This window comes from Kosakonia pseudosacchari (assembly GCF_015167415.1).
Lineage (GTDB): Bacteria > Pseudomonadota > Gammaproteobacteria > Enterobacterales > Enterobacteriaceae > Kosakonia > Kosakonia pseudosacchari.
This window is the reverse complement of record NZ_CP063425.1, coordinates 2,864,117-2,889,443: the sequence shown is the minus strand read 5'-3', so window position 1 is coordinate 2,889,443 and position 25,327 is coordinate 2,864,117. Positions and strand designations below refer to the sequence as shown.

The 25,327-nt window shown below is 52.3% G+C and carries 25 protein-coding genes; 14 read left to right on the top strand and 11 right to left on the bottom strand.

Features of this window, described 5'->3' with window-relative positions:
- Window positions 1-11: 11 nt before the first annotated feature.
- On the bottom strand, window positions 12-797 hold the full coding sequence (gene znuB, locus IP581_RS13585; protein WP_086874064.1) for a zinc ABC transporter permease subunit ZnuB: 786 nt from the start codon (window positions 795-797) through the stop codon (window positions 12-14).
- On the bottom strand, window positions 794-1,549 hold the full coding sequence (znuC, locus tag IP581_RS13580; RefSeq protein WP_193820619.1) for a zinc ABC transporter ATP-binding protein ZnuC: 756 nt from the start codon (window positions 1,547-1,549) through the stop codon (window positions 794-796). Before znuC ends, znuB begins: the two co-directional genes overlap by 4 nt.
- A 78-nt stretch (window positions 1,550-1,627) precedes the next feature.
- On the opposite strand from znuC, the gene znuA reads away from it, so the two are divergent.
- The 3 genes from znuA (at window position 1,628) to lpxM (ending at window position 5,017) form a co-directional block, all read left to right on the top strand.
- Window positions 1,628-2,572 carry a zinc ABC transporter substrate-binding protein ZnuA gene (znuA, locus tag IP581_RS13575; protein WP_193822700.1) on the top strand — a complete coding sequence of 315 codons (945 nt, stop codon included), beginning with the start codon at window positions 1,628-1,630 and terminating at the stop codon, window positions 2,570-2,572.
- A gap of 15 nt (window positions 2,573-2,587) precedes the next feature.
- On the top strand, window positions 2,588-3,916 hold the full coding sequence (gene mepM, locus IP581_RS13570; RefSeq protein ID WP_086874066.1) for a murein DD-endopeptidase MepM: 1,329 nt from the start codon (window positions 2,588-2,590) through the stop codon (window positions 3,914-3,916).
- 129 nt (window positions 3,917-4,045) lie between these two features.
- Window positions 4,046-5,017, top strand: coding sequence for a lauroyl-Kdo(2)-lipid IV(A) myristoyltransferase (gene lpxM / locus IP581_RS13565; protein ID WP_086874067.1), 972 nt, complete (start codon window positions 4,046-4,048; stop codon window positions 5,015-5,017).
- 50 nt (window positions 5,018-5,067) lie between these two features.
- On the opposite strand, the gene pyk is transcribed toward lpxM, so the two are convergent.
- Window positions 5,068-6,510 (bottom strand): pyruvate kinase, encoded by a 1,443-nt coding sequence (pyk, locus tag IP581_RS13560; protein WP_017456939.1) that lies wholly within the window; start codon window positions 6,508-6,510, stop codon window positions 5,068-5,070.
- A gap of 126 nt (window positions 6,511-6,636) precedes the next feature.
- Window positions 6,637-7,506 (bottom strand): MurR/RpiR family transcriptional regulator, encoded by an 870-nt coding sequence (locus tag IP581_RS13555; protein ID WP_017456940.1) that lies wholly within the window; start codon window positions 7,504-7,506, stop codon window positions 6,637-6,639.
- A 342-nt stretch (window positions 7,507-7,848) separates the two neighbouring features.
- Here IP581_RS13555 and zwf point away from each other — a divergent pair, with 342 nt between their 5' ends.
- The 3 genes from zwf to kdgA all read left to right on the top strand — a co-directional run bounded on the left by zwf (window position 7,849) and on the right by kdgA (window position 12,050).
- A complete protein-coding gene (zwf, locus tag IP581_RS13550) occupies window positions 7,849-9,324 on the top strand; it encodes a glucose-6-phosphate dehydrogenase (protein ID WP_086874068.1) in 1,476 nt (491 codons plus the stop codon).
- Window positions 9,325-9,558: 234 nt separating this feature from the next.
- A complete protein-coding gene (edd, locus tag IP581_RS13545; protein ID WP_193820618.1) occupies window positions 9,559-11,370 on the top strand; it encodes a phosphogluconate dehydratase in 1,812 nt (603 codons plus the stop codon).
- Window positions 11,371-11,408: 38 nt separating this feature from the next.
- Window positions 11,409-12,050: a bifunctional 4-hydroxy-2-oxoglutarate aldolase/2-dehydro-3-deoxy-phosphogluconate aldolase gene (kdgA, locus tag IP581_RS13540; protein WP_193820617.1), complete on the top strand. Its 642-nt coding sequence runs from the start codon at window positions 11,409-11,411 to the stop codon at window positions 12,048-12,050.
- A 216-nt stretch (window positions 12,051-12,266) separates the two neighbouring features.
- Here the strand turns inward: kdgA and purT are convergent, their stop codons facing one another.
- The gene (gene purT, locus IP581_RS13535; protein WP_193820616.1) at window positions 12,267-13,445 is read right to left on the bottom strand and encodes a formate-dependent phosphoribosylglycinamide formyltransferase; all 1,179 of its coding nucleotides are present in this window, start codon (window positions 13,443-13,445) and stop codon (window positions 12,267-12,269) included.
- A gap of 131 nt (window positions 13,446-13,576) precedes the next feature.
- Here purT and IP581_RS13530 point away from each other — a divergent pair, with 131 nt between their 5' ends.
- The 4 genes from IP581_RS13530 (at window position 13,577) to ptrB (ending at window position 17,229) form a co-directional block, all read left to right on the top strand.
- A complete protein-coding gene (locus tag IP581_RS13530; RefSeq protein WP_097399569.1) occupies window positions 13,577-13,912 on the top strand; it encodes a YebG family protein in 336 nt (111 codons plus the stop codon).
- 58 nt (window positions 13,913-13,970) lie between these two features.
- Window positions 13,971-14,321, top strand: a complete 351-nt coding sequence (gene yebF, locus IP581_RS13525; protein WP_193820615.1) for a protein YebF — start codon at window positions 13,971-13,973, stop codon at window positions 14,319-14,321.
- 94 nt (window positions 14,322-14,415) lie between these two features.
- The gene (locus IP581_RS13520; RefSeq protein WP_086874073.1) at window positions 14,416-15,075 is read left to right on the top strand and encodes a tellurite resistance TerB family protein; all 660 of its coding nucleotides are present in this window, start codon (window positions 14,416-14,418) and stop codon (window positions 15,073-15,075) included.
- A 78-nt stretch (window positions 15,076-15,153) separates the two neighbouring features.
- A complete protein-coding gene (gene ptrB, locus IP581_RS13515; protein WP_193820614.1) occupies window positions 15,154-17,229 on the top strand; it encodes an oligopeptidase B in 2,076 nt (691 codons plus the stop codon).
- Here ptrB and exoX read toward each other — a convergent pair.
- Window positions 17,211-17,873, bottom strand: coding sequence for an exodeoxyribonuclease X (gene exoX, locus IP581_RS13510; protein ID WP_193820613.1), 663 nt, complete (start codon window positions 17,871-17,873; stop codon window positions 17,211-17,213). The genes ptrB and exoX overlap by 19 nt on opposite strands.
- 11 nt (window positions 17,874-17,884) lie before the next feature.
- On the bottom strand, window positions 17,885-18,115 hold the full coding sequence (locus IP581_RS13505) for a DNA polymerase III subunit theta (RefSeq protein ID WP_017456949.1): 231 nt from the start codon (window positions 18,113-18,115) through the stop codon (window positions 17,885-17,887).
- Between the two features lie 137 nt (window positions 18,116-18,252).
- Here IP581_RS13505 and yobA point away from each other — a divergent pair, with 137 nt between their 5' ends.
- The 3 genes from yobA to IP581_RS13490 are packed head-to-tail and all read left to right on the top strand — an operon-like array spanning window position 18,253 to window position 19,857.
- A complete protein-coding gene (gene yobA, locus IP581_RS13500) occupies window positions 18,253-18,627 on the top strand; it encodes a CopC domain-containing protein YobA (RefSeq protein WP_193820612.1) in 375 nt (124 codons plus the stop codon).
- Between the two features lie 3 nt (window positions 18,628-18,630).
- The gene (gene copD, locus IP581_RS13495; RefSeq protein ID WP_193820611.1) at window positions 18,631-19,500 is read left to right on the top strand and encodes a copper homeostasis membrane protein CopD; all 870 of its coding nucleotides are present in this window, start codon (window positions 18,631-18,633) and stop codon (window positions 19,498-19,500) included.
- A gap of 18 nt (window positions 19,501-19,518) precedes the next feature.
- Window positions 19,519-19,857 carry a YebY family protein gene (locus IP581_RS13490; RefSeq protein ID WP_193820610.1) on the top strand — a complete coding sequence of 113 codons (339 nt, stop codon included), beginning with the start codon at window positions 19,519-19,521 and terminating at the stop codon, window positions 19,855-19,857.
- A 1,554-nt stretch (window positions 19,858-21,411) separates the two neighbouring features.
- Here the strand turns inward: IP581_RS13490 and IP581_RS13485 are convergent.
- Window positions 21,412-22,359, bottom strand: coding sequence for a VirK/YbjX family protein (locus tag IP581_RS13485; protein WP_193820609.1), 948 nt, complete (start codon window positions 22,357-22,359; stop codon window positions 21,412-21,414).
- A gap of 175 nt (window positions 22,360-22,534) precedes the next feature.
- On the opposite strand from IP581_RS13485, the gene pphA reads away from it, so the two are divergent.
- Window positions 22,535-23,179, top strand: coding sequence for a protein-serine/threonine phosphatase (pphA, locus tag IP581_RS13480; RefSeq protein WP_193822699.1), 645 nt, complete (start codon window positions 22,535-22,537; stop codon window positions 23,177-23,179).
- Here the strand turns inward: pphA and IP581_RS13475 are convergent, their stop codons facing one another.
- The 3 genes from IP581_RS13475 to rsmF all read right to left on the bottom strand — a co-directional run bounded on the left by IP581_RS13475 (window position 23,180) and on the right by rsmF (window position 25,272).
- Window positions 23,180-23,371 (bottom strand): YdfD/YebW family protein, encoded by a 192-nt coding sequence (locus IP581_RS13475; RefSeq protein ID WP_097399576.1) that lies wholly within the window; start codon window positions 23,369-23,371, stop codon window positions 23,180-23,182.
- A 105-nt stretch (window positions 23,372-23,476) separates the two neighbouring features.
- Complete coding sequence (locus tag IP581_RS13470) at window positions 23,477-23,716, bottom strand: YebV family protein (protein ID WP_017456958.1); 240 nt, start codon at window positions 23,714-23,716, stop codon at window positions 23,477-23,479.
- A 116-nt stretch (window positions 23,717-23,832) separates the two neighbouring features.
- Window positions 23,833-25,272, bottom strand: coding sequence for a 16S rRNA (cytosine(1407)-C(5))-methyltransferase RsmF (gene rsmF, locus IP581_RS13465; RefSeq protein ID WP_228007767.1), 1,440 nt, complete (start codon window positions 25,270-25,272; stop codon window positions 23,833-23,835).
- Window positions 25,273-25,327 lie beyond the last annotated feature (55 nt).

Below are 25,327 nucleotides of genomic sequence, written 5' to 3'. Positions count from 1 at the left end.
GGCCTTTCGCTTTAGCTGGCGGGTTTCTTCATCATGCTGAAGATAAACAGCAGCGCCGCGCACAACACCACGGATGGACCTGCGGGCGTGTCATAAAAGGCTGAAAATGTCAGTCCGCCGGTGACGGCGATCATCCCTATACCGACTGCAATACCCGCCATTTGTTCCGGCGTACGTGCGAAGCGCCGCGCTGTCGCGGCAGGGATAATCAACAGGGAGGTGATGATCAGTGCTCCGACGAATTTCATGGCAACGCCAATCGTTAATGCGGTGACCAGCATCAGCAGCAGCTTCACGCGTTGCAGCTTCACGCCATCAACAAATGCCAGCTCGGGGCTGATGGTCATCGACAGCAGGTTGCGCCATTGCCAGAACAGAATCCCCAGTACCACGAGAACGCCCAGGGCGATCGCCACCAGGTCGCCAGGCGTTACTGCCAGCAAATCCCCGAACAGATAGGCCATTAAATCGACACGAATATTCGACATCAGGCTGACAACAACCAGGCCAAGCGACAGTGCGCTGTGCGCCATGATCCCCAGCAGGGTATCAATGGCCAGATGCGGCCGTTTTTCCAGCCATACCAGCCCGGCGGCCAGTAACAGCGTAACCGCGATCACTGCATAAAATGGATTTATGTTCAGCAACAAACCGAAAGCGACACCCAACAGAGAAGCATGCGCGAGCGTATCGCCGAAATATGACATTCTCCGCCAGACAACAAATGAGCCTAGCGGACCCGCTGCACAGGCGAGCATAACCCCGGCAAGCCAGCCGGGCAGTAACAATTCAATCATGAGTGTCCATTACCCTGGCGCAGCACAATGCGGCCCTGTAAATCGTGGCGGTGGTTGTGATTGTGGCGATAAATTCCCAACTGTTCTGCGCCACGCTGGCCGAACATGGAGATGAATTCCGGGTGCATTGAAACCACTTCCGGCGTGCCAGAACAGCAAATATGGTGGTTCAGGCAGAGCACTTCATCTGTCTTTGCCATAACCAGGTGCAGATCGTGAGAAACCATCAACACAGCGCAGTCCAGCTCTTTGCGCAACTGGTCAATCAGGTTGTACAACGCCACCTGGCCATTTACATCAACACCCTGGGTTGGCTCATCAAGAACCAGCAATTGCGGGCGATTGAGCAGCGCTCGCGCGAGCAATACGCGCTGGGTTTCACCACCAGAAAGTTTTTGCATTGGCGCATCGACCAGGTGTGCGGCCTGCACACGTTTCAGGGCCGGAATAATATCGTCTTTACGAGTGCCAGGTCGCAGGCGCATAAAGCGGCCAACGGAGAGTGGCAGAGTCGCATCAAGATGCAACTTCTGCGGCACATATCCGATGCGCAGCGTTTTGTCACGCTTGATTAACCCGGAGTCGGGTGCTACAAGCCCAAGCACAACGCGCACCAGCGTTGATTTGCCCGCGCCATTAGGGCCCAGTAAGGTTAAAATTTTACCGGCACGTAAATTCAGCGAAATATCAGACAGGACGCGACGTTGACCGAAAGCGACGGTGATATTTTCGAGCGTTACAAGATTCGTCATAGCATTTATGGGGTTGCACAAGTTGTCGAATGTTATAATATCACATTCCACTTATTCATTACGATTAATAGTCGCATTATGTTACATAAAAATACGCTTCTTTGCGCAGCGTTATCCGCTGCGCTTCTCGGTGGCGCAGCACAAACTGCTAACGCCGCCGTTGTAACGTCATTAAAGCCGCTGGGGTTTATCGCGTCAGCAATAGCCGATGGGGTAACGTCAACGGAAGTATTACTGCCGGACGGTGCATCAGAGCACGATTATTCCCTGCGCCCGTCTGATGTAAAACGCTTACAGAACGCGGACTTAGTATTTTGGGTCGGGCCCGAAATGGAAGCCTTTATGGTGCGTTCCGCGCAGCAAATCCCGGCAAAAAAATTAGTGACAATGGCGGAACTGGATGGCGTGAAAACGCTGCTCATGAAAGGGACAGATGAGGATGAGCACGACCATGATGATGGGCATCATCAGGACGAAAAAAGTGACGAGCATCACCATCACGGTGAGTACAACATGCATCTGTGGCTCTCACCAGAGATTGCGCGGCTGTCGGCGGTTGCAATCCACGATAAATTAGTGGAAGTTATGCCGCAAAGTCGAGCCAAGCTGGACGCCAACCTGCAAGCATTTGAGGCATCATTAGCCCAGTCCGATAAGCAGGTCGGTAACGAGCTGGCACCGCTGAAAGGGAAAGGGTATTTCGTTTTTCATGACGCCTACGGCTACTTTGAAAAACACTACGGACTGACTCCGCTGGGTCACTTCACCGTCAACCCCGAAATTCAGCCTGGTGCGCAGCGTTTACATGAAATCAGAACACAGTTGGTTGAGCAAAAAGCAACCTGCGTTTTTGCTGAGCCACAGTTCAGGCCAGCGGTCGTAGAAGCTGTTGCCAGAGGGACATCCGTTCGAATGGGAACGTTGGATCCGCTCGGTATCGGCATCAAGTTAGGCAAAGAGAGCTATCCGCAGTTCCTTGCCCAACTTTCACATCAGTATGCGAGCTGCCTGAAAGGAGAATAACGAGGAAGTGAATACGTGCAACAGATAGCCCGCTCTGTCGCCCTGGCATTTAATAATCTGCCCCGACCCCACCGCGTTATGCTGGGGTCGCTTACAGTTCTCACTCTCACGGTCGCCGTTTGGCGTCCGTACGTTTACCACCCCGAATCCGTTACACCCATTGTGAAAGCTATCGAGCTGCCGAAGAGCGAAATTCGCTCTTTGCTGCCGGAGGCCAGCGAACCTATAGACCAGACTGCGTCGGATGATGATGTTGACGCTATTCCGCAGGATGAACTCGATGAGAAAACATCCAGTGAAGCCGGCGTACATGAATATGTCGTCTCCACGGGCGATACGCTGAGCAGCATTCTTAACCAGTACGGCATTGATATGGGTGATATCAGCCAGCTTGCCGCTGCGGATAAAGAACTGCGTAACCTGAAAATCGGCCAACAGATCTCCTGGACGCTGACCGCAGACGGCGATTTGCAGAGATTGACCTGGGAGATGTCCCGCCGCGAGACCCGCACTTATGACCGCATTGATGGCGGCTTCAAAATGAGTAGCGAAACGCAGCAGGGCGATTGGGTAAACTCGGTGATGAAAGGGACGGTCGGCGGGAGTTTTGTTTCCAGCGCGCGCGATGCCGGGTTAACCAGCGGTGAAATCAGCGCGGTGATTAAAGCCATGCAGTGGCAGATGGATTTCCGCAAGCTGAAAAAAGGCGATGAATTCTCGGTGCTCATGTCCCGCGAAATGCTGGAAGGCAAGCAAGAGCAAAGCCAGTTGCTTGGTGTGCGTCTGCGTTCCGATGGCAAGGATTATTATGCGTTCCGCGCGGAAGACGGCAAATTTTACGATCGCAATGGTACCGGCCTGGCAAAAGGTTTTTTGCGTTTCCCGACATCCAAGCAGTTCCGCGTCTCTTCGAATTTTGACCCCCGTCGTCTGAACCCGGTAACCGGTCGCGTTGCGCCGCATAAAGGCGTTGATTTCGCATTACCACAGGGCACGCCTGTGCTCGCGGTAGGGGATGGTGAAGTCGTTGTGGCGAAACGCAGCGGAGCGGCAGGGAACTATGTTGCTATCCGCCATGGGCGCACCTACACCACGCGCTATATGCACCTGCGCAAGCTGTTGGTAAAACCAGGGCAGAAAGTGAAACGTGGCGATCGTATTGCGCTCTCCGGGAATACCGGGCGTTCTACCGGGCCGCACCTGCACTATGAAGTGTGGATCAACCAGCAAGCTGTTAACCCGTTGACGGCGAAACTGCCAAGAACCGAAGGATTAAGCGGGTCGGATCGCAAAGATTATCTGGCACAGGTTAAAGAGGTTTTACCTCAGTTAAAAGTCGACTGATTCGTTTAACAAATGTGCGTCTGAAGCCGATGCCTCAACCGCATCGGCTTTTTCTTTTGTGCGATGGATGGCACCTCGCTACACTATCTCATTACTTTAAGTGAACTGATTCTCGCCTGCGGAAGATGCATGGAAACGAAAAAAAATACCGCTGAATACATTCCTGAGTTTGAAAACGAATTTCGCCATCCGCGTTACTGGGGCGCGTGGCTGGGAGTGCTGGCTTTTGCGGGCGTTGCATTGATCCCGCCGTCGGTGCGTGATCCTCTACTCGGCAAACTTGGCCGTCTGGCCGGAAAGTTCGGCAAAAGCGCGCGTCGCCGTGCGCAGATCAACCTCTACTACTGCTTCCCTGAAAAGAGCGATGCAGAAAGAGAGGCCATTATTGACGAGATGTTTGCCACTGCGCCGCAAGCCATGGTTCTGATGGCGGAACTGGCGCTGCGTGGCCCGGAAAAGATTCTGTCGCGTGTGGAATGGCAGGGTCGTGAAATTATTGATGAAATGCACCGCAACGAAGAGAAGGTGATTTTCCTTGTCCCGCACGGTTGGGGCGTAGATATCCCGGCGATGTTGATGGCATCGCAAGGCCAAAAAATGGCGGCGATGTTTCATAATCAGGGCAACAAAGTGTTCGATTATGTATGGAACACCGTTCGACGTCGTTTTGGCGGACGTTTACATGCGCGTAATGATGGTATCAAACCTTTTATTCAGTCGGTTCGCCAGGGCTACTGGGGGTACTATCTCCCGGACCAGGATCACGGTGCGGAGCACAGTGAGTTTGTTGATTTCTTTGCAACCTATAAAGCGACATTGCCTGCTATTGGCCGTTTGATGAAAGTGTGCCGCGCGCGCGTGGTGCCGCTGTTCCCGGTTTATGACGCGAAAACACACCGTCTGATTATTCAGGTGCGTCCGCCGATGGACGACCTGCTCACCGCTGATGACAATACGATTGCCCGTCGTATGAACGAAGAAGTTGAAAAGTTTGTCGCTCCGCATCCTGAGCAATATACCTGGATCCTCAAATTGCTGAAAACGCGAAAACCGGGTGAGATCGAGCCTTACAGGCGCAAAGATTTGTTTGCGAAAAAATAGCCCATAAAAAAGGCCTCTCATTGAGAGGCCTTTTTGCTTTCTATAACCCTTTATTCAACGGTCAGAATTCGCGTGGTGTTCGTGGTGCCGATGGTGCTCATCACGTCACCCTGAGTCACGATAACCAGATCCCCGGACAGCAAATAGCCTTTATCGCGTAGCAGGTTTACTGCGTCGTGAGCTGCTGTCACACCGTCATTTACGCTGTCGAAATAGACCGGGGTGACACCGCGATACAGGGCTGTCAGGTTGAGGGTACGTTCATGACGAGAGAGGGCGAAAATCGGCAACCCCGAACTGATGCGTGAGGTCATCAGCGCGGTACGGCCCGATTCCGTCATCGAAATGATAGCGGTTACACCTTTCAGGTGGTTTGCCGCATACATGGCCGACATGGCAATCGCTTCTTCCACGTTATCGAATTGAATATCCAGGCGGTGTTTGGAAACGTTGATGCTTGGAATTTTCTCAGCGCCCAGACATACACGAGCCATTGCCGCAACGGTTTCGGACGGATACTGGCCTGCTGCAGTTTCGGCAGAGAGCATGACCGCATCGGTACCATCTAACACGGCGTTGGCAACGTCCATCACTTCCGCGCGGGTTGGCATCGGGTTGGTGATCATCGATTCCATCATCTGTGTCGCGGTGATCACTGCACGGTTAAGCTGGCGCGCACGACGGATCAGCGCTTTCTGGATACCAACCAGTTCCGGGTCGCCGATTTCAACCCCGAGATCACCGCGTGCAACCATGACCACGTCGGAGGCAAGGATCACGTCATCCATCGCATCCTGATTGCATACTGCTTCTGCACGCTCGACTTTTGCCACGATTTTGGCATCACAACCGGCATCGCGCGCCAGACGGCGAGCATAGTTAAGATCTTCTCCGCAGCGCGGGAAGGAGACGGCCAGGTAGTCAACGCCGATCAATGCGGCTGTTACGATATCCGCTTTGTCTTTTTCAGTCAGCGCTTCAGCAGAAAGGCCGCCGCCCAGCTTGTTGATGCCTTTATTGTTCGATAGCGGGCCGCCGACGGTCACTTCGGTAAACACTTTCATGCCCTGAACTTCCAGCACTTTCAGCTGGACACGACCATCATCGAGCAGCAGGATATCGCCCGGAACGACATCGGCAGGCAAACCTTTATAATCGATGCCCACTTTTTCTTTGTCGCCTTCACCTTTACCGAGGTTGGCATCAAGCAGGAATTTATCGCCGATGTTGAGGAAAACTTTGCCTTCCTTAAAAGTGGAAACACGAATTTTTGGCCCTTGTAAATCGCCAAGGATAGCAACATGACGTCCCAGTTTTGCCGCAATCTCACGCACTTTATCCGCACGTAATTTATGATCTTCAGGTGTTCCGTGTGAGAAGTTCATACGTACCACGTTAGCACCTGCCGCGATCACCTTCTCAAGGTTGTTATCGCGGTCAGTGGCCGGGCCTAAGGTGGTTACGATTTTGGTTCTGCGAAGCCTTCTGGACATGTAATACTCCGTTGACTGAAACAACTTGGTGTTGCGTGAACATAAATCCGGTCACTTAGCGCCCTGCTGTGAAGGGCGATGCGTCAGATCGGACAGCGTAAGAGGTTACCGCTTTTATATTTACTATTAGTGGTTATCGCTTTTGATAAGCAGCTCTTTATCAAAGCGCGATTCTTTCAGTGCTTCTTTGACTCGCTTCAAGTTATCCCTGAATTTTGCTCCCCGACGCAATGTGAAGCCTGTTGCCAGCACATCAATGACCGTGAGTTGCGCAAGACGAGAAACCATTGGCATATAAATATCTGTATCTTCCGGAACATCCAGAGTGATAGCAAGTGTTGCCTCACGCGCCAGCGGCGTGCCTGCAGACGTAAGGGCTATCACCATGGCATCGTTTTCACGCGCCAGTTGCGCAAGTTCCACTAAATTCTTGGTTCTTCCGGTATGTGAAATCAACACAACCACGTCATCGTCGCTACAATTCATACAACTCATGCGTTGCAGCACAATGTCGTCGGAGTAGACCACCGGCACGTTGAAGCGGAAAAATTTGTTCATGGCATCGTGCGCAACGGCGGCAGATGAACCAAGGCCAAAGAAGGCAATTTTTTTTGCCTGCGTCAGTAAATCTACGGCGCGATTTACCGCTGCCATATCCAGTGACTGGCGCACATGATCGAGACTGGCCATTGCGGATTCGAAGATTTTGCCGGTATAGGCTTCAACACTGTCATCTTCATCAACATTTCGATTAACATAGGGCGTGCCATTGGCGAGGCTTTGCGCCAGATGCAGTTTGAAATCGGGGAAACCCCGGGTATCAAGGCTGCGGCAGAAACGGTTCACTGTGGGTTCGCTGACATCCGCTTCTTGCGCAAGGGCTGCAATGCTCGAGTGGATGGCCTGGTCCGGCGCGGCGAGGATCACTTCCGCCACTTTACGCTCGGATTTGCTAAGGTGTTCCAGCCGTGACTGGATTTTTTCCAGCATATTCATGGGTGATAAACGCTCATGGTAAAACGATTACACCAATAGATGGAATCGTGATGCGATTTAGCTAGATATTACCCCTGCGGCGCGCAGAAAGGTAAGTCGTGATGAGAAATGTTGTTGTTTTTTTTCATTACATGATCAGAGTCGGATTTTACCCACTGCGTATTGGGCAAATATCCCGCTTTATCAGGGCGAAAGAACAGTTTTTTCGTCACAACAGAATAACGCACGTCCTGACAAGGCTTAACAGTTTCGGGAATTACGTAAAAGCAGTACAGTGCACTGTAATAAAATTACAACTGAGGCCTGGCTGAAGCTCCAGGATAGCCAACTGAGGAGAAAGACATGGCGGTAATACAAACAGCCCAGGCGTGTGACCTGGTCATTTTCGGTGCTAAGGGCGACCTCGCCCGCCGGAAATTGCTGCCTTCCCTGTACCAACTGGAAAAAGCGGGCCAGATTCACCCGGAGACACGGATCCTGGGCGTGGGCCGCGCTGATTGGGATAAGGAAGCGTATACCAAGGTTGTTCGCGAAGCGCTTGAAACCTTTATGAAGGAAAAGATCGACGAGAGCCTGTGGGATAAGCTGAGTGGTCGTCTGGATTTTTGCAATCTGGACGTTAATGATACGTCAGCCTTCAAACGTCTCGGTGCGATGCTGGATCAAAAAAACCGTACCACCATCAACTACTTCGCCATGCCACCGAGCACCTTTGGCGCAATCTGCAAAGGCCTGGGTGAAGCGAAACTGAACGCCAAACCGGCGCGCGTGGTGATGGAAAAACCGCTGGGCACCTCGCTTGCCACATCGCGGGAAATCAATGACCAGGTGGGCGAATTTTTCGAAGAGTGCCAGGTTTATCGTATCGACCACTACCTCGGTAAAGAGACGGTGCTCAACCTGCTGGCGCTGCGTTTTGCGAACTCTCTTTTCGTCAATAACTGGGACAATCGCACCATCGATCACGTTGAAATCACCGTGGCGGAAGAGGTGGGCATTGAAGGGCGCTGGGGCTATTTCGACCAGGCCGGACAGATGCGCGATATGATCCAGAACCACTTATTGCAAATTCTGTGCATGATTGCCATGTCGCCGCCGTCCGATCTGAGCGCCGACAGCATTCGTGACGAAAAAGTAAAAGTCTTGAAGTCGCTGCGCCGTATTGATCGCACCAATGTGCGTGAAAAAACCGTACGAGGCCAGTACAGCGCCGGTTTCGCTCAGGGCAAGAAAGTACCGGGCTATCTGGAAGAAGAGGGCGCGAATAAAACCAGCAACACCGAAACGTTCGTTGCTATCCGTGTCGACATTGATAACTGGCGTTGGGCGGGGGTGCCGTTCTACCTGCGCACCGGTAAGCGTCTGCCGACCAAGTGTTCTGAAGTGGTTGTGTACTTTAAAACACCGGAACTGAACCTGTTCAAAGAGTCCTGGCAGGATCTGCCGCAGAACAAGCTAACGATTCGTCTGCAGCCGGATGAAGGGGTGGATATCCAGGTACTGAACAAAGTGCCGGGTCTCGATCACAAACATAATTTGCAGATTACCAAGCTGGATCTGAGCTATTCCGAAACGTTCAATCAGACACATCTGGCAGATGCTTATGAGCGTCTGTTACTGGAAACAATGCGCGGTATTCAGGCGCTGTTCGTGCGTCGTGACGAAGTGGAAGAAGCCTGGAAATGGGTCGATTCCATCACGGAAGCCTGGGCGGCGGATAACGACTCGCCGAAACCTTACCAGGCGGGAACCTGGGGGCCAGTGGCCTCGGTGGCCATGATCACCCGTGACGGCCGTTCCTGGAACGAGTTTGAGTGATTTGCTGTCGGTTAAAGTTGCGCAATTTTACCGGTAACATGATCTAACTCAGCTATCCGAACAATTTTTCATCTTTCAAGCCCCGACTGGATTCACCAGCGGGGCTTTTTTTATTACACTGGCTGAAGCGATTTTGCCTTTGGGGCGCGGCGCTCTGGTGTTTTCAGCTTGTTACGTAAAGCTAATCGCACTGTTAACGCGGCTTCCCCGGACAGATAAATTTCAGGAGCCTCTATGAACCCGACAATGTTACGCGTAACAAATCGAATTATTGAACGTTCGCGCGAAACCCGCTCAGCCTATCTGGCACGTATTGAACAAGCGAAAAGCGATACCGTACGCCGTTCAACACTCGCCTGTGGTAACCTGGCGCACGGCTTTGCCGCTTGCCAGCCCGATGATAAAGCCTCCCTCAAAAGCATGTTGCGCAACAACATTGCGATCATCACGTCTTATAACGACATGCTCTCCGCGCACCAGCCTTACGAGGTTTATCCGGATATCATCCGTAAAGCACTGCATTCAGTAAATGCAGTTGGGCAGGTGGCTGGTGGTGTTCCGGCCATGTGTGATGGCGTAACGCAAGGCCAGGACGGGATGGAATTGTCCTTACTGAGCCGCGAAGTGATTGCGATGTCTGCTGCGGTCGGCCTGTCGCACAACATGTTTGATGGTGCGCTGTATCTTGGCGTGTGCGACAAAATCGTCCCGGGACTGGCAATGGCAGCATTGTCGTTTGGCCACCTGCCGGCACTTTTTGTGCCATCAGGCCCGATGGCGAGCGGCCTGGCAAACAAAGAGAAAGTGCGTATCCGCCAGCTTTATGCTGAGGGCAAAGTCGATCGCATGGCTCTGCTGGAATCTGAAGCCGCATCCTATCACGCTCCAGGCACCTGTACCTTCTACGGTACTGCCAATACCAACCAGATGGTGATTGAGTTCATGGGCATGCAGTTGCCGGGTTCCTCGTTTGTCCATCCTGATGCGCCGTTGCGCAAAGCGTTGACGGAAGCTGCGGCCCGTCAGGTAACGCGTCTTACCGGTAACGGCAATGAATGGATGCCGCTTGGCAAAATGATCGATGAAAAAGTGGTGGTCAACGGTATCGTTTCGCTTCTGGCGACCGGGGGGTCCACTAACCACACGATGCATCTGGTGGCGATGGCGCGAGCTGCAGGCATCATCATTAACTGGGATGATTTCTCCGATCTCTCTGACGTTGTTCCTTTACTGGCGCGCCTCTACCCGAATGGCCCGGCGGATATTAACCACTTCCAGGCCGCAGGCGGTGTTCCGGTATTACTGCGCGAGTTGCTGAAAGGTGGCCTGCTGCATGAAGATGTCAATACGGTCGCAGGTTTTGGTCTGGCGCGCTATACCCATGAGCCGTGGCTCAATAATGGCGAACTGGACTGGCGTGAAGGCGCAGCCGCGTCGCTGGATGACAACGTTATCGCCAGCATCGATAAACCGTTTTCTAAACATGGCGGCACTAAAGTGCTGAGCGGCAACCTCGGGCGTGCGGTAATGAAAACCTCCGCTGTTCCGGTAGAAAACCAGGTGATTGAAGCGCCGGCGGTGGTTTTTGAAAGCCAGCATGACGTACTGCCTGCCTTTGAAGCAGGTCTGCTGGACCGCGATTGTGTGGTGGTTGTTCGCCATCAGGGGCCAAAAGCGAACGGTATGCCAGAATTACATAAACTCATGCCGCCACTTGGTGTATTATTGGACCGCCGTTTCAAAATTGCATTAGTTACTGATGGACGGCTGTCAGGGGCATCAGGTAAAGTGCCGTCGGCAATCCACGTTACACCAGAAGCATATGATGGCGGGTTGCTGGCAAAAGTGCATGATGGCGACATGATTCGGGTTAACGGGCAGACCGGCGAATTAACGCTGCTGGTTGATGACAACGTTCTTGCCGCACGTCAGCCACATATTCCTGACCTTAGCGCGATGCGCGTGGGCACAGGGCGTGAAATGTTTGGTGCGCTGCGGGAAAAACTTTCCGGCGCAGAGCAGGGCGCGACCTGTATCACTTTTTAAGACGACAAGATTTTAGTTCTGGCGAGAGAAAAACACTGATGAAAAACTGGAAAACGAGTGCAGAAGCAATCCTGAAAACGGGTCCGGTAGTGCCGGTAATCGTAGTGAACAAACTGGAGCACGCCGTACCAATGGCGAAAGCGCTGGTTGCAGGTGGTGTTCGCGTTCTGGAAGTGACTCTGCGTACGGCTTGCGCTATCGATGCTATTCGCGCTATCGCGAAGGAAGTGCCGGACGCGATTGTCGGTGCGGGTACTGTGCTGAACCCGCAGCAACTGGCAGAAGTGACCGCAGCTGGCGCACAGTTCGCCATCAGCCCGGGCCTGACCGAGCCGCTGCTGAAAGCCGCGACCGAAGGCACTATCCCGTTGATCCCGGGTATCAGCACCGTTTCTGAACTGATGCTGGGTATGGACTACGGTCTGAAGGAGTTTAAATTCTTCCCGGCGGAAGCCAATGGCGGCACCAAAGCGCTGCAGGCGATTGCGGGTCCGTTCTCGCAGGTACGTTTCTGCCCGACTGGTGGCATCTCTCCGGCTAACTACCGTGATTACCTGGCGCTGAAAAGCGTGCTGTGCATCGGTGGTTCTTGGCTGGTACCGGCCGATGCGCTGGAAGCAGGCGACTACGATCGCATCACTAAACTGGCTCGCGAAGCAGTTGAAGGCGCGAAACAGTAATTTTCGCTGGGCCTGAAGCCCGCCTGATAAAAGCCCGGTTGTATAACGTCGACCGGGCTTTTTTTATGACTCTGACTCGTCTTGGGTCACGGACATCGAAAGATGTGATTCTGGTTAATGCCCCCAGAGTTAACTCTCAGGGGGCTGGCAGGTGCTTCTTTATTAAGGGGCCTTGTGCGTTTCAGTAAATACTCACGCCCCTACAGGAAGGGCAGTTTACCCGTTGACCTTCACCGCCGCCGCTGCCGCAACGGCGTATTCCACCGCTTTTTCGACGTTATCTGCCACAGCCAGCGCGACCCCCATACGGCGGGAACCCGCAATTTCCGGCTTGCCGAACAGGCGCAACTGCACGCCAGCACCCACAGCGTTGTCCACATTATCAAAGGTGACATTCTGACTGGTCAGGCGTGGCAGGATCACGGCCGAAGCGGACGGTCCATACTGACGAATGGCGCCAATGGGCATGCCGAGAAACGCGCGGACATGCAGGGCAAACTCGGAAAGATCCTGCGAAATCAGCGTCACCATGCCGGTATCGTGCGGGCGCGGAGAAACTTCGCTAAAGATAACGTCATCGCCGCAAACAAAAAGCTCAACGCCAAACAGACCGTAACCGCCAAGCGCCAGCACCACTTTGCTGGCAATAGCTTGCGCGCGCTCCAGCGCCAGGGGCGACATTTGCTGCGGTTGCCAGGATTCGCGGTAGTCGCCATCTTCCTGGCGATGACCGACTGGTGCGCAGAAGTGAACACCGTCGACGGCGCTGATGGTCAGCAGCGTGATTTCAAAATCAAAATTGACCACGCCTTCAACAATGACGCGCCCGGCACCGGCACGACCACCTTGCTGGGCATATTCCCAGGCGCTTGCTAACTGATCGGCGCTTTTAATAAAGCTCTGGCCTTTACCGGAGGAGCTCATCACCGGCTTTACAATACAAGGCAAACCTATCTCCGCGACGGCTTGCTGAAAGGCAGCTTCACTGTCGGCAAAGCGATAGCTGGAGGTCGGCAACTGTAACTCTTCAGCCGCCAGGCGGCGGATACCTTCACGATTCATCGTAAGCCTGGTGGCGCGTGCGCAGGGGACAACATGTTGACCCTGCGCTTCCAGTTCAATCAGCGTATCGGTGGCGATAGCTTCGATCTCCGGCACGATAAAGTGGGGCTTTTCCTGCGCAACCAGCGTTTTCAACGCTGTGCCATCGAGCATATTGATGACATGCGAGCGATGCGCAACATGCATCGCTGGTGCGTCGGGATAGCGATCCACGGCGATCACTTCAATACCCAGACGCTGGCATTCGATAGCAACTTCCTTGCCCAGTTCGCCAGAGCCTAATAACATCACGCGTGTTGCTGCAGGGCGCAGCGCCGTTCCTAAAAGAGTCATAGCATTGTACCGTTAGAAAAAATTTGCGCGCAGTATAAACGAAAACGTTTGCGTCTGTCTTTTATCACTTGCGGTGGTTTTTTCATCGCGCTACTATACTGTATAAATACACAGTTAAATGAGGCTGCATCATGGCGGTAGAAGTTAAATACGTAGTCATTCGTGAAGGTGAGGAAAAAATGTCTTTTGCCAGCAAAAAGGAAGCCGACGCTTACGATAAGATGCTCGATTTGGCCGAAGTTCTCGGTGACTGGCTTGCAACAGGGCCGGTAGCACTGGAAGACAACGTGCGTGATGAGATGGCGCTGTGGCTTGCTGAGCAAAAAGAGGCGCTTAACGGCATTCTGAAATCAGGCAAATTACCGGGTGCTGAAACGGAAGACGCGGCACCGGCCGACTCTTCTGATGCAGAAACCGCTGACGCTGTGGATATCAAAACTGCAGCGAAACGCGTGAAAGTCGCCTGATCTTGCACTGCCAGCAATTTGTACCATGCTTTGAAGGGGTAAAAACCAGGAGATAAGCATGAAAATAGCAGGAGTTTTCACTGGTCTGCTTTTGCTGGCAGGTAGCACGGCGGCGTATGCCGCCACGGATAAGTCGGTGAAATTTCCCTCGTGCGAGGGGCTCAAGGCAGACGGCATTGCCGCCAGTGTTAAGCGGGATTATTTGCAGAATCGTATTGTTCGATGGGCTGATGATCAAAAGAAACTGGGGCAGGCCGATCCGGTTGCCTGGGTCAATCCGAAGGACATTACTGGCAAGGATGATAAATGGGTTGTGCCGTTAACCGTTCGCGGGAAAAGCACGGACATTCACTATAGCGTCGCCATCGATTGTAAAGCTGGAACCGCAGAGTATCTGCCGCGATCGTAACAGCGCATTTTCCCATTCTTTTCAGATATAGACACTTCCTGACATCCCCCTCGCTTACTCTGTGCGCACAACTATCATGGTAAGCGAGGGTTCTATGAGCTGGTTAAATCAACTGCAGTCGTTACTTGGTCAGAAAAGTGATACACAGACGCCGAGTTCAGGTGGGCAGGGGCTTAATAATTTATTGGTGCCGGGTGCATTAGGTGGCCTGGCGGGTCTGCTGGTTGCCAGTAAATCATCGCGTAAATTGCTCGCGAAATATGGAACGGGTGCTTTGCTGGTGGGCGGCGGCGCCGTTGCGGGCAGCGTGCTGTGGAATAAGTACAAGGATCGCATCCGGGATGCACATCAGGGTGAGCCGAAATTTGGCCAGCAAAACACGCCCCTGGATGTACGCACTGAGCGGCTGATCCTGGCGCTGGTATTCGCCGCTAAAAGCGACGGACACATCGATGATAAAGAACGCGCGGCGATAGAACAGCAATTGCGTGAAGCGGGTGTGGAAGCGCAAGGGCAGCAACTGGTGTCGAATGCTATAGACCAGCCGCTGGATCCTGCGCGACTGGCGCAGGGAGTGCAAAACGAAGAAGAAGCGCTGGAAGTTTACTTCCTGAGTTGCGCCGTTATCGATATTGATCATTTTATGGAGCGCAGCTATTTAAACGCGCTGGGTGATGCGTTAAAAATTCCGCAAGACGTGCGAGAAGATATCGAGGCGGATCTCAAAAAGCAGAAATTAGCGCTTAGCTCATGATCTACATTACGTTTCGCTTGCATCGCGCGTGGGTTTTGCCACCCTTATAGGTATGTAAAACCAAATAAGAATTGTGTTATGTCGCCGAAAGCAAAAAAAATCCCGCACGCCATGACAATGCATGGTGATACGCGTATCGACAACTATTACTGGCTGCGGGATGATACGCGCTCGCAGCCAGATGTTCTGGATTATCTCCATCAGGAAAATGATTACGGGCGTGAGGTAATGGCCTCCCAGCAAGCGTTGCAGGACGACGTGCTGGCAGAAATCATCTCGCGAATACCTCAGCGCGAAGTCTCCGCGCCCTATATTAAAAATGGCTACCGTTACCGGCACATCTACGAGCCGGGAAATGAATATGCCATTTATCAGCGTCAGTCGGTTCTCAGTTCCGAATGGGATGAGTGGTCGGTGTTACTGGATGCCAACCAGCGTGCGTCACACAGTGAGTTCTACACCCTTGGCGGCATGGAAGTCTCACCCGACAACACCATCATGGCGATTGCCGAAGATTATCTTTCCCGCAGACAATATGGTCTGCGTTTTCGCAATCTTGAAACGGGCAACTGGTATCCGGAAATGCTGGATAATGTCTCGCCGGAATTTGTCTGGGTTAATGATTCTGAAACGCTCTACTATGTGCGCAAACATGCCACAACTTTACTGCCTTACCAGGTCTGGCGACACACGATAGGCACGCCTTCGCAGCAGGATGAGCTGGTGTACGAAGAGCAGGACGAGACCTTTTATGTTGGCCTGAGCAAAACTACCTCCCAGCACTACATCACTATTCATCTCGCCAGCGCGACTACCAGTGAAGTTCTCCTGCTTGATGCAGAACTGCCGGATGCGCAACCGCTGCGTTTTCTGCCAAGACGTAAAGATCACGAATATAGCCTCGATCATTACCAGCACACCTTTTATTTGCGATCTAACCGGGACGGTAAAAATTTCGGCCTGTATCGCACCAAAGTGCGCGATGAACGGCGTTGGGAAGTGCTGATCCCGGCGCGCGAGCAGGTGATGCTCGAAGGGTTTACGCTGTTTACTGACTGGCTGGTTGTGGAAGAACGGCAGCGCGGCTTAACCAGTTTGCGCCAGATTAACCGCAAAACGCGGGAAGTTGTCGGTATTGCGTTTGATGATCCCGCCTATGTCACCTGGCTTGCCTACAATCCGGAACCGGAAACATCACGCCTGCGTTATGGCTACTCATCAATGACCATGCCGGATACGCTGTTTGAGCTGGATATGGATACCGGAGAGCGGCGTGTGCTGAAACAAATGGAAGTAGCGGGGTTTGATTCCAGCGATTATCGCAGCGAGCACTTGTGGATCCATGCCAGAGATGGTGTCGAAGTGCCGGTGTCGCTGGTTTATAACCATAAACATTTCCGCAAAGGCGAGAACCCATTATTGGTTTATGGGTACGGTTCTTACGGCGCCAGTATGGATGCAGATTTTAGCAGTAGCCGGCTCAGCTTGCTGGATCGCGGGTTTGTCTGCGCTATCGCGCATATTCGCGGCGGCGGCGAATTGGGGCATTCCTGGTATGAGGACGGGAAGTTCCTCAACAAAAAAAACACCTTTAATGATTTTATCGATGTCACCGACAGCTTGCTGGCGCAAGGCTATGGCTCGCCACTGTTCTGTTATGGCATGGGGGGGAGCGCGGGCGGATTACTGATGGGCGCAGTCATCAACCAACGTCCATCGCTGTTCCATGGCGTCATTGCCCAGGTGCCGTTTGTCGATGCTCTGACCACCATGCTTGATGAGTCAATTCCGTTAACCACCGGGGAATTTGAAGAGTGGGGCAATCCGCAGGATGAAACCTATTATCACTACATTAAAAGTTATAGCCCGTACGACAATATTGCAGCGCATGCCTATCCGCATATGCTGGTAACGACCGGTCTTCACGATTCGCAGGTGCAATACTGGGAACCCGCAAAATGGGTGGCGAAACTGCGTGAATATAAAACCGATGATAATTTGCTATTGCTGTGCACGGATATGGATTCCGGACATGGCGGGAAATCCGGCCGGTTTAAATCCTATGAAGGTGTTGCGCTGGAATATGCGTTTTTAATCGCCCTGGCGCAGGGAACATTGCCCGGAAAAGGGAACGGTTACTCTTCGCCCAAGTAGTGTTTTAATGTTAATCGCAGCTCCGGGCTCATGCGCTCCAGGTTGTTAAACAACCAGCGCAGGTATCCCGGATCGCGATCGGCGATTTCAGAAACGGCTTTCCCCCGGTATTTACCGAACGTAAATGTTGTCAGCAACGCGGGGCGACCGGTTACTGTGGCCATTTGATCGGGTGTCCAGCCGGACACCTGCATAATGTCGATCAACAGCGCAGCGGTGATGTAGCAATCATATAACGCGCGGTGGTGATGCAATCCGGCAGGCGTTTGAACACTCAACTTACGTGATTTATACAGCGCCATATTGCTGTATTTGATGCCGGGCCACAGGCGGCGCGCCAGTTTCATGGTACAAATCCACTCTCCCGGCATTTCAGGCAACACCCGGCGGTCAAAACTGGCATTGTGCGCGACATACCAGTCGCTCCCGTAATAGTGCGGGACAACCTCCTCAATCCACGGCTGATGAGCGACCATCGCTTCGGTGATATGGTGTATCGCCATCGCCTGCGGGCTGATTGGCCTGTCCGGGCGTACCAGATGGCTCATCGGATTAACAATCTGCCCGTTGACGACATCAACGGAGGCAATTTCAACAATGCCTCCTTGCAAATCGCAGGTTTCGGTATCGATAACGCGTAACATGCCTGGCTCCATTATTTTACTTTGGGCTCGTAAGGCAGGCGGGAGAGCGACACAGAGGCCAGACGGTGGGCTATCAACCGCTCTCTAAACCAGTTCCGCAGATGTTCCGGTTGCTCGCGTTCAACGGCTTCGGCAATCACCGGCATGTTGTAACGCTCTTTAAACGCGACACCCGCCGCAGCAAGGTCAACGTTGACCTTGTCCATCTCTTGTTGTTCAAGCTGCGCAAGATTGGTAATCATGATGTTCTCCTGGGTTCACGCGGCAAAAGTTACTAAGCCTGTCGCAGAAAGACAAGCGTGCCGACGATGATACTCGACGCGATTATTGTACAGCGTTATTCTTTGTGTCATATGCATAACTAAAAGGAATGAACAATATGCCTGTTGCAGCCTGTCGCCACTGGCGAGCCATCGCATTGATTGTCAGCCTCTTCGCGACACCTGTTGCTCTGGCGCATGCCCATCTTAAAGGGCAGTACCCCGCCGCAGATGCCGCCGTTGTGGCCGCGCCACAAGCATTAACGCTGAATTTCTCTGAAGGCATCGAGCCTAAATTTAGCGGCGTCGCAGTGACCAATGCGCAGCAGCAAATTATCAAGACTGGCGTGGTAAAGCGCAATGAGAATGACAAAAAGCAGATGATTGTTCCGCTGGAAGAACCGCTGCCAACGGGCAACTATACTGTTAACTGGCATGTCGTTTCCGTTGATGGGCACAAAACCAGTGGCCAATACGCATTTTCCGTGAAGTGACTGATGTTAGCAGCCGTGTTGGTTGGATTACGTTTTGTGCATTTTGCGTCTCTGATGCAGGTCTTGGGCTGCACGTTATTTAGTGTATGGTTCGCGCCGGGCAGCCTGCAACGGCTTCTCGCGCAACGCTTTCTTTTTTGGCAACGAGGCTATTTATGGCTTGCCGCAGTCAGTGCAGCAGCGATGTTTGCCGTGCAGGGCGGTGTAATGGGCGATGGCTGGTCTGATGTGGTGCGTCCCGATATCTGGTTGGCAGTCGCTGGCACACAAACCGGGGCGGTGCTGGTGTGGCAAGTTGTTGCTGCGTGTCTGGCGCTTGTTGTCGTGCTTATGCAACCGTTACAGCAACGTAAAATACTGCTACTGGTAATTCTGCAATTTGTACTGGCCGCAGGAATAGGGCATGCCGCGATGCGTGAGGGCGCAATGGGCGTCGTGCAGCGGGGTACTCACGCAGTGCATTTATTATGTGCCGCGATGTGGCTGGGCGGGTTGTTGCCGGTATTATTCTGCATGAAACTGGCTCGCGGCCCCTGGCGTGCATCGGCAATTGCCGCCATGATGCGCTTTTCCTGGTACGGCCATTTCGCCGTCGCGGGGGTGATCCTTACTGGCGCTATCAATACGCTCTTAATACAGGGTTTGGCCAGGCCATGGCAGAGCCTCTGGGGCCAGGGGTTATTGTTGAAATGTGCGCTTGTGGCGTTGATGGTAGTAATAGCTGTCATGAATCGGTATGTTCTGGTGCCGCGACTGACTCTGCAAAGTGACACTGCCCGGCAGCGTTTTATCGCATTGACCTGGGCTGAAGTCGGGCTGGGCGCACTGGTGCTGGCAGCAGTAAGTTTATTTGCAACATGGGAACCTTTTTGAATGAACCTGGCGGGAAAAATGAAGAAGAGTTTATTAGTTCTGGTAATGCTGGCATGTTCAGGTACGGCACTGGCTTCGCCGCAGGTCATTACGGTAAGCCGCTTTGAGATTGGCAAAGACAAATGGGCATTTAACCGTGAGGAAGTGATGCTGACGTGCCGGCCAGGTCATGCGTTGTATGCCATCAACCCCAGCACGTTGGTGCAATACCCATTGAATGATGCGGCTGAAAAAGAAGTTGCCAGTGGTAAGACTATTGCTCAGCCGATTAGCATCATCCAGATCGATAATCCTGCCAAACCTGGTGAAAAAATGAGTCTTGCCCCTTTTATTACGCGAGCTGAGACGCTTTGTTAAAATCCAGCGTTAATCCGCTGATCCACAATAAAAAACCGCAAGCCTGAATAAACAAGCCTTGCGGTTTTCGCCTTTCATTAGCGTGACGGTAACCCAATTTTTCTGACCACTTTTGTCGCGGACTGGAAAACCTGACGCCGTCATCTATTCTTAAAGTGCAAGGCGACTTAGCCTGCATTAATGCCAACTTTTAGCGCACGGCTCTCTCCCAAGAGCCATTTCCCTGGACCGAATACAGGAATCGTGTTCGGTCTTTTTTTATCTCTACGTCATGCAGGTTTCTTTATCTCGTCCTGAAAATTCCCAAAACCGTGCATCGCCACAAACCATAACATATTCTGCACCGCGTGCGTCCAGGTATTTTTTTGTGATTACGATGTTTTTATGACTACAACAATGCGTGCCAGAACATCTCTTTATGCCGCATCTAATAACCAGCCTGTAAGCCACGGGAGACCGTCACGTACCGCGGGGTTATGGTTTCCCGAGGCTCAGAAGTAAAAGCATCTACGCTGGAGAGGTTCTGATCGGGAGTCCGTTGATAGTTTCACGCGATGTACGTCAGTTTTAACGAACGTTTTTGACCTGTTTGCCCTAGTTCTGGAGCTTCGCTGACATCTTCACATCACTCCGGTCGCGGCAACCCGCGTAAGTCAAAAGAAGTACTGCTCGCAAAAAACATTGCATGAAATAGCAACATGCAGAGCGTAGTGATGAAAAATGTAAATATTACGACGATATAACCGATAAAACGATCCGCCTTTTCAAGGGAATGCACTTATTATGAAAATAAAGATGTTATTAGCTTCCATGGCGCATGTGGTTTATGGGTAGAGCAATATATAACGTAATGAGCTGAACAGGCTGTCATTAATTTTTTTGAGAAAAGTAACTTAATCCCGGCAGGGTGCCAATTCGTAAAGGAAAACCAGGCAAAAGACCCAAATAACCAACCGGCAAAGGAAATGCTGCCAGGTCTTTGTGATAGCAATATTGCTTTTATAAAGCCGGTATCTTTCTCTGAACTTTCACTACACCGATATGCGGGAGAGTCTTATATCTGCGGTGTCATCTCAGGAGAAACTGAACTTGGCCGTAGAATTGGCATCCGATTTATTTCAGCAGAATCTAGTCACCTGTTATCGGTTTTACGTTCTCGCGACGACCGATTACCTATATTGCTAAAAACCCGCTTGCAACTCTCGAATACCGTCGGGAAATGGATTCGTTTATTAATCTCAATAGCGAAATTTGCCTTTAGGCCTGCTGGTATTAAAGCTCGATAATTAGTTGATATTCTGGCCGTATTTTGCATCGCTGGCACAGCGAGTTGCCGCAGTTCAGGAATACTCCACCGTACTCGCGGCAATATTAAACAGCTGACAATTACATTGACTTCACGGAGGGGACAGGCCAGTGGCGCGAAGCATCAGGAGAGTGCTTGTTGAACCCAGAGGATTTGATGAAAAAAAAACACAGCGGGCACAAGAGAATATCAATCGTCCAGTCCAGGGAGCAACTCACGCTAGCTGGACGATTTATCAACACACGCTGTTATGCCGCAAATAAGTGGTTAATTTTTACAATCACATCGTCCAGTAATTCGAAACGGCGGCGGTATTCAGCACGTTTTTTACTGGCGATCGCCTCCAGCGGTTTACGCGCGAATTGCACCGGTAAACGCCAGCGCCATGCACTCTCTTTTTCGCCTTCAATTGACGCCCAAAACTCATCATAGCTGGCGTGGAAATGGCGGCCTTTGCTCAGGCGATAGCGCAATGCGTGGAATACGTGCCCGTTGTCACTGACGCCATACATTGCTGAAACGCCGGTAAGCAGGGCAATCTGACTTAAGACTTCAAGCAACATTTTTTTCGGGAAGATACCGTGGCAGGCGCGAGTTGCGACTTTAATCACTTCATGGCTGACACTGCGGCGCGGGCCTTGTAAACCACCAATCACCAGCGCGCGATGGCCTTCTTCTCCCACCACACTAAAGGTTACGCTTGCCAGCAAGGTCTGCTCACCATCATACATCCACAGGGTGCTTTCTCCCTCGCGTTCAGCTTTACTGGCGCAAGAGGCATAAACGCTAAAATGCGCATCATCCTTACCGGTAAATTCAATTATCTGCACCGGGACGGGCGAACTCAGCGCTTCCGCCAGTTTCGGCGATACTTTTTCATCAAGCCAGGCGTAGTGGCTGATGATGGCATCTGCACGTTGCGAAGCATTTAACCCGAGCGTTAAATATTGGCGATGAGATTTGCTCGGCAGCGTTATTTGCGCGTCAAGTAAGCGGCTAAAATCCGGGCGCTGAGAAAGCGCGGTAAGCATCCGGTTTGTGGACGACCAGAACAGCAGCGAACGTAATAAAAACTTAATGCGGTAATTACTTTTCTCCCAGATAGGACCTGGCACAAGACGTCCGCTTACCAGGTCGGAAATAATATGCGCATTATAATTTGAGTTAAGTTCTGTTTGCAGGCTGGTATTGGACACGGAGAAAGACCTCTAAAAGTTCAGCGCTTAGTTTAGAGATCATGGAAATACAAATTAACCTTGCTCCCGGCTTTATTTCCGTTCTGTTTAACTTCTATTTAGAAATAGAGGCAAAAAACGATTCTCTCTTCCTGGTGCAGGATTTTCCTATACTGGAAAGAGAGGGGGAATGAATATGTATCAACGTATTGACGGCATTCACTGGCGCCATATCTGGATTGTCGGCGATCTTCATGGTTGTCACCAACGTTTAATGCAAGCCTTACGGGAACGTCACTTTGACCCCTATCAGGATTTACTTATCTGCGTCGGGGATTTAATCGATCGCGGTCCGCAGAGCCTGCAATGCCTTGAATTGCTCAAAAAACCCTGGTTTCGTACCGTGCGTGGTAATCATGAACAGATGGCTATCGACGCGCTACGTTACGGCGAGATGGCAATGTGGCTGCTTAATGGCGGCAACTGGTTTAGCGCGCTTGATGAAGCACAGCAGCAACAGGCGCTCGAAGCACTGCGAGCTTGCGCTGAATTGCCATACATTATGGAGCTGCGCTGCAAGGGGGAGGTGAATGTGATTGCCCATGCAGACTACCCGGCCGAGGAGTACCTGTGGGAACAGGCGGTGGATCGCGAATCCGTGCTCTGGCGTCGCGACAGGCTTAACCAGTTGCTGGCAGGTAAAGGGAGTCGTATCGCGGGGGCCGATCATTTCTGGTTTGGTCATACTCCACTCAAGCAGCGTTTTGATGGGCAAAACCAGCACTATATCGATACCGGGGCAGTTTTTGGTGGCGAATTGACGCTGGTACAGATTCAGTGATCAGAAATCGCTGAACTCATTAGCCGGGTGCCAGAAACCATCGATAAACTCTTCTACAGGAAAACAGCCGCCGTGGCGCATGCGCTGCTCCTTCATTGCGATAAGGCACTGCTGTTCCGTGTTATAGACATCGACCACGATGTCATCGCATCCACCATCCAGGTAGCAAACAAATAATACCAGAGCGAACATTCCATCCTCGGCGCTGTACAACGTAACGATAAGTGTAGGGGATGAATGAGGGCAGGGGAAATCGGGCAGGTAAATAACCCGTCTTGCGGACGGGTTCCCATTGGGTCAGGCAAGACGCATAACCCAGGTATCAGATTTCTGATCGTAATGTTCGCGATAAAGCACCGAGTGTTCACCATTCAGGATCGCGGGAATGCTGGTATCCGCGTCCCAGGCATCAAGCTGCATACATAAATCCGGGTCAGAACTGCAGGGAATGCGTAACGTTCGCTCGCCCTGATTATCTCCCTGCAACTCGGCATCATCGATTTCAAATGCGCCAATACGCACGCTGGTTTTCGTCATAATGCTCTCCGTTGATGGTCAAAAAATGTGGTATGACCAGTAATGTCACCCCTATTTCAGCCTGGTACAACACTGAGCAAGTCGCCAGTCAAAAAATGCGTTTTTTTAGCGCGCCGTCACGCATGACCGGCGAACAATCGCCCATCACGAACCAGTTCACGGGGATAACTGTTTTTCAGACGCGAACCGATTTTTTTGGCAAGCCCCAGAGGCTGGCCCTGGAACGTGACAATCACTTCATCACCTTGGGGGGGATTTTGCGGGTAAATATCGCGCCCGCGATACCACTCTTCCGCCTCGGCGAGCGTTAGCGCAAATGCCAGCGGATTATCACGGCTGGCGAGGGCAATAATCGCTTCATGTTGCCAGCGATACCCTTTGTTATAGGTCTCAGCAAGACGAATACCGATACGTGAAAAACGCACTTTACCAATCAGTGGTTCTATCTGTGCCGGGAACAGCCAAATCTCTTTATCCCGCAGCCATAAATGCAGCTCGTCGCCCCATTGAAGGCCAACTTGTGCGGCAGCCGTTGCCACCAGAGCGGAATCTTTAGGTTTCAGCGGGGTAAAGGGAAAATTACCGACCTTGTAAGTCGGCGCGGGCATCGGCGCTATCGCGGCGGTTTTACGCAGGCGCGCGACGAAAAAACCTTCGCAGTCATAAATCTGAGGGAACACATGCAGAAAACCTTCTGCAGTTAGCGCCTGGCTGGCTTGCGGGAACAGATCCCCAAGCGGCAAAAACTGTACAGCATGCGGATATTGCGCCTGCAGCCAGTGGCAAATCGCTTCGTTTTCGTCACGATTGAGGGTGCAGGTTGAGTAGACCAGGGTTCCCCCGGGTTTTAAGGCGTGAAAGGCGCTGTCGATCAGCTCGCGCTGGGTGGCGGCAATCTCAAGGTTACTGGCAACAGACCAGTTTTTTAGTGCGTCGGCATCTTTACGTACCACACCTTCGCCGGAGCAGGGCGCATCAAGCAAAACGGCGTCGAACATCTCTGGCAATGCCGGACCGAATACGCGTCCGTCAAAATGGGTCAGCGCCACGTTGCTGATGCCGTTGCGACTGATGTTGGCATGCAATACTTTTACGCGGCTGGCGGAAAACTCATTCGCGAGGATCGCGCCATTGTTGCCCATCCGGGCTGCAATCTGCGTGGTTTTAGAACCGGGGGCCGCGGCAACATCCATCACTCGCTGTGGCATTTCTCCGTCGGCAAACAGCGCCGCGACGGGTAGCATTGAACTGGCTTCCTGAATATAAAACAGGCCGCTCAGGTGCTCTGCGGTGCTGCCCAGGGGCAATGCTTCTTCATCATCGCGCTCGATCCAGAAACCTTCCGCACACCACGGCACTGGCGTTAATTGCCAGCCATAAGGCGCGACCAGTTCCAGAAAGTCGTTAACGGAAATTTTCAGCGTATTGACGCGGATACTGCGTCGTAGCGGGCGTTGACAGGCAGCGATAAATTCATCGAATGAGAGATGTTCCGGCATCGTTTGACGCATTTGCGCCAGAAATTCATCCGGAAGATAGACAGCGTTTTGAGCCACGGGGCGTACCACAGGAGTAAAAACAGGCGCGCAGTGTAACATAAAGGCTCCGGCG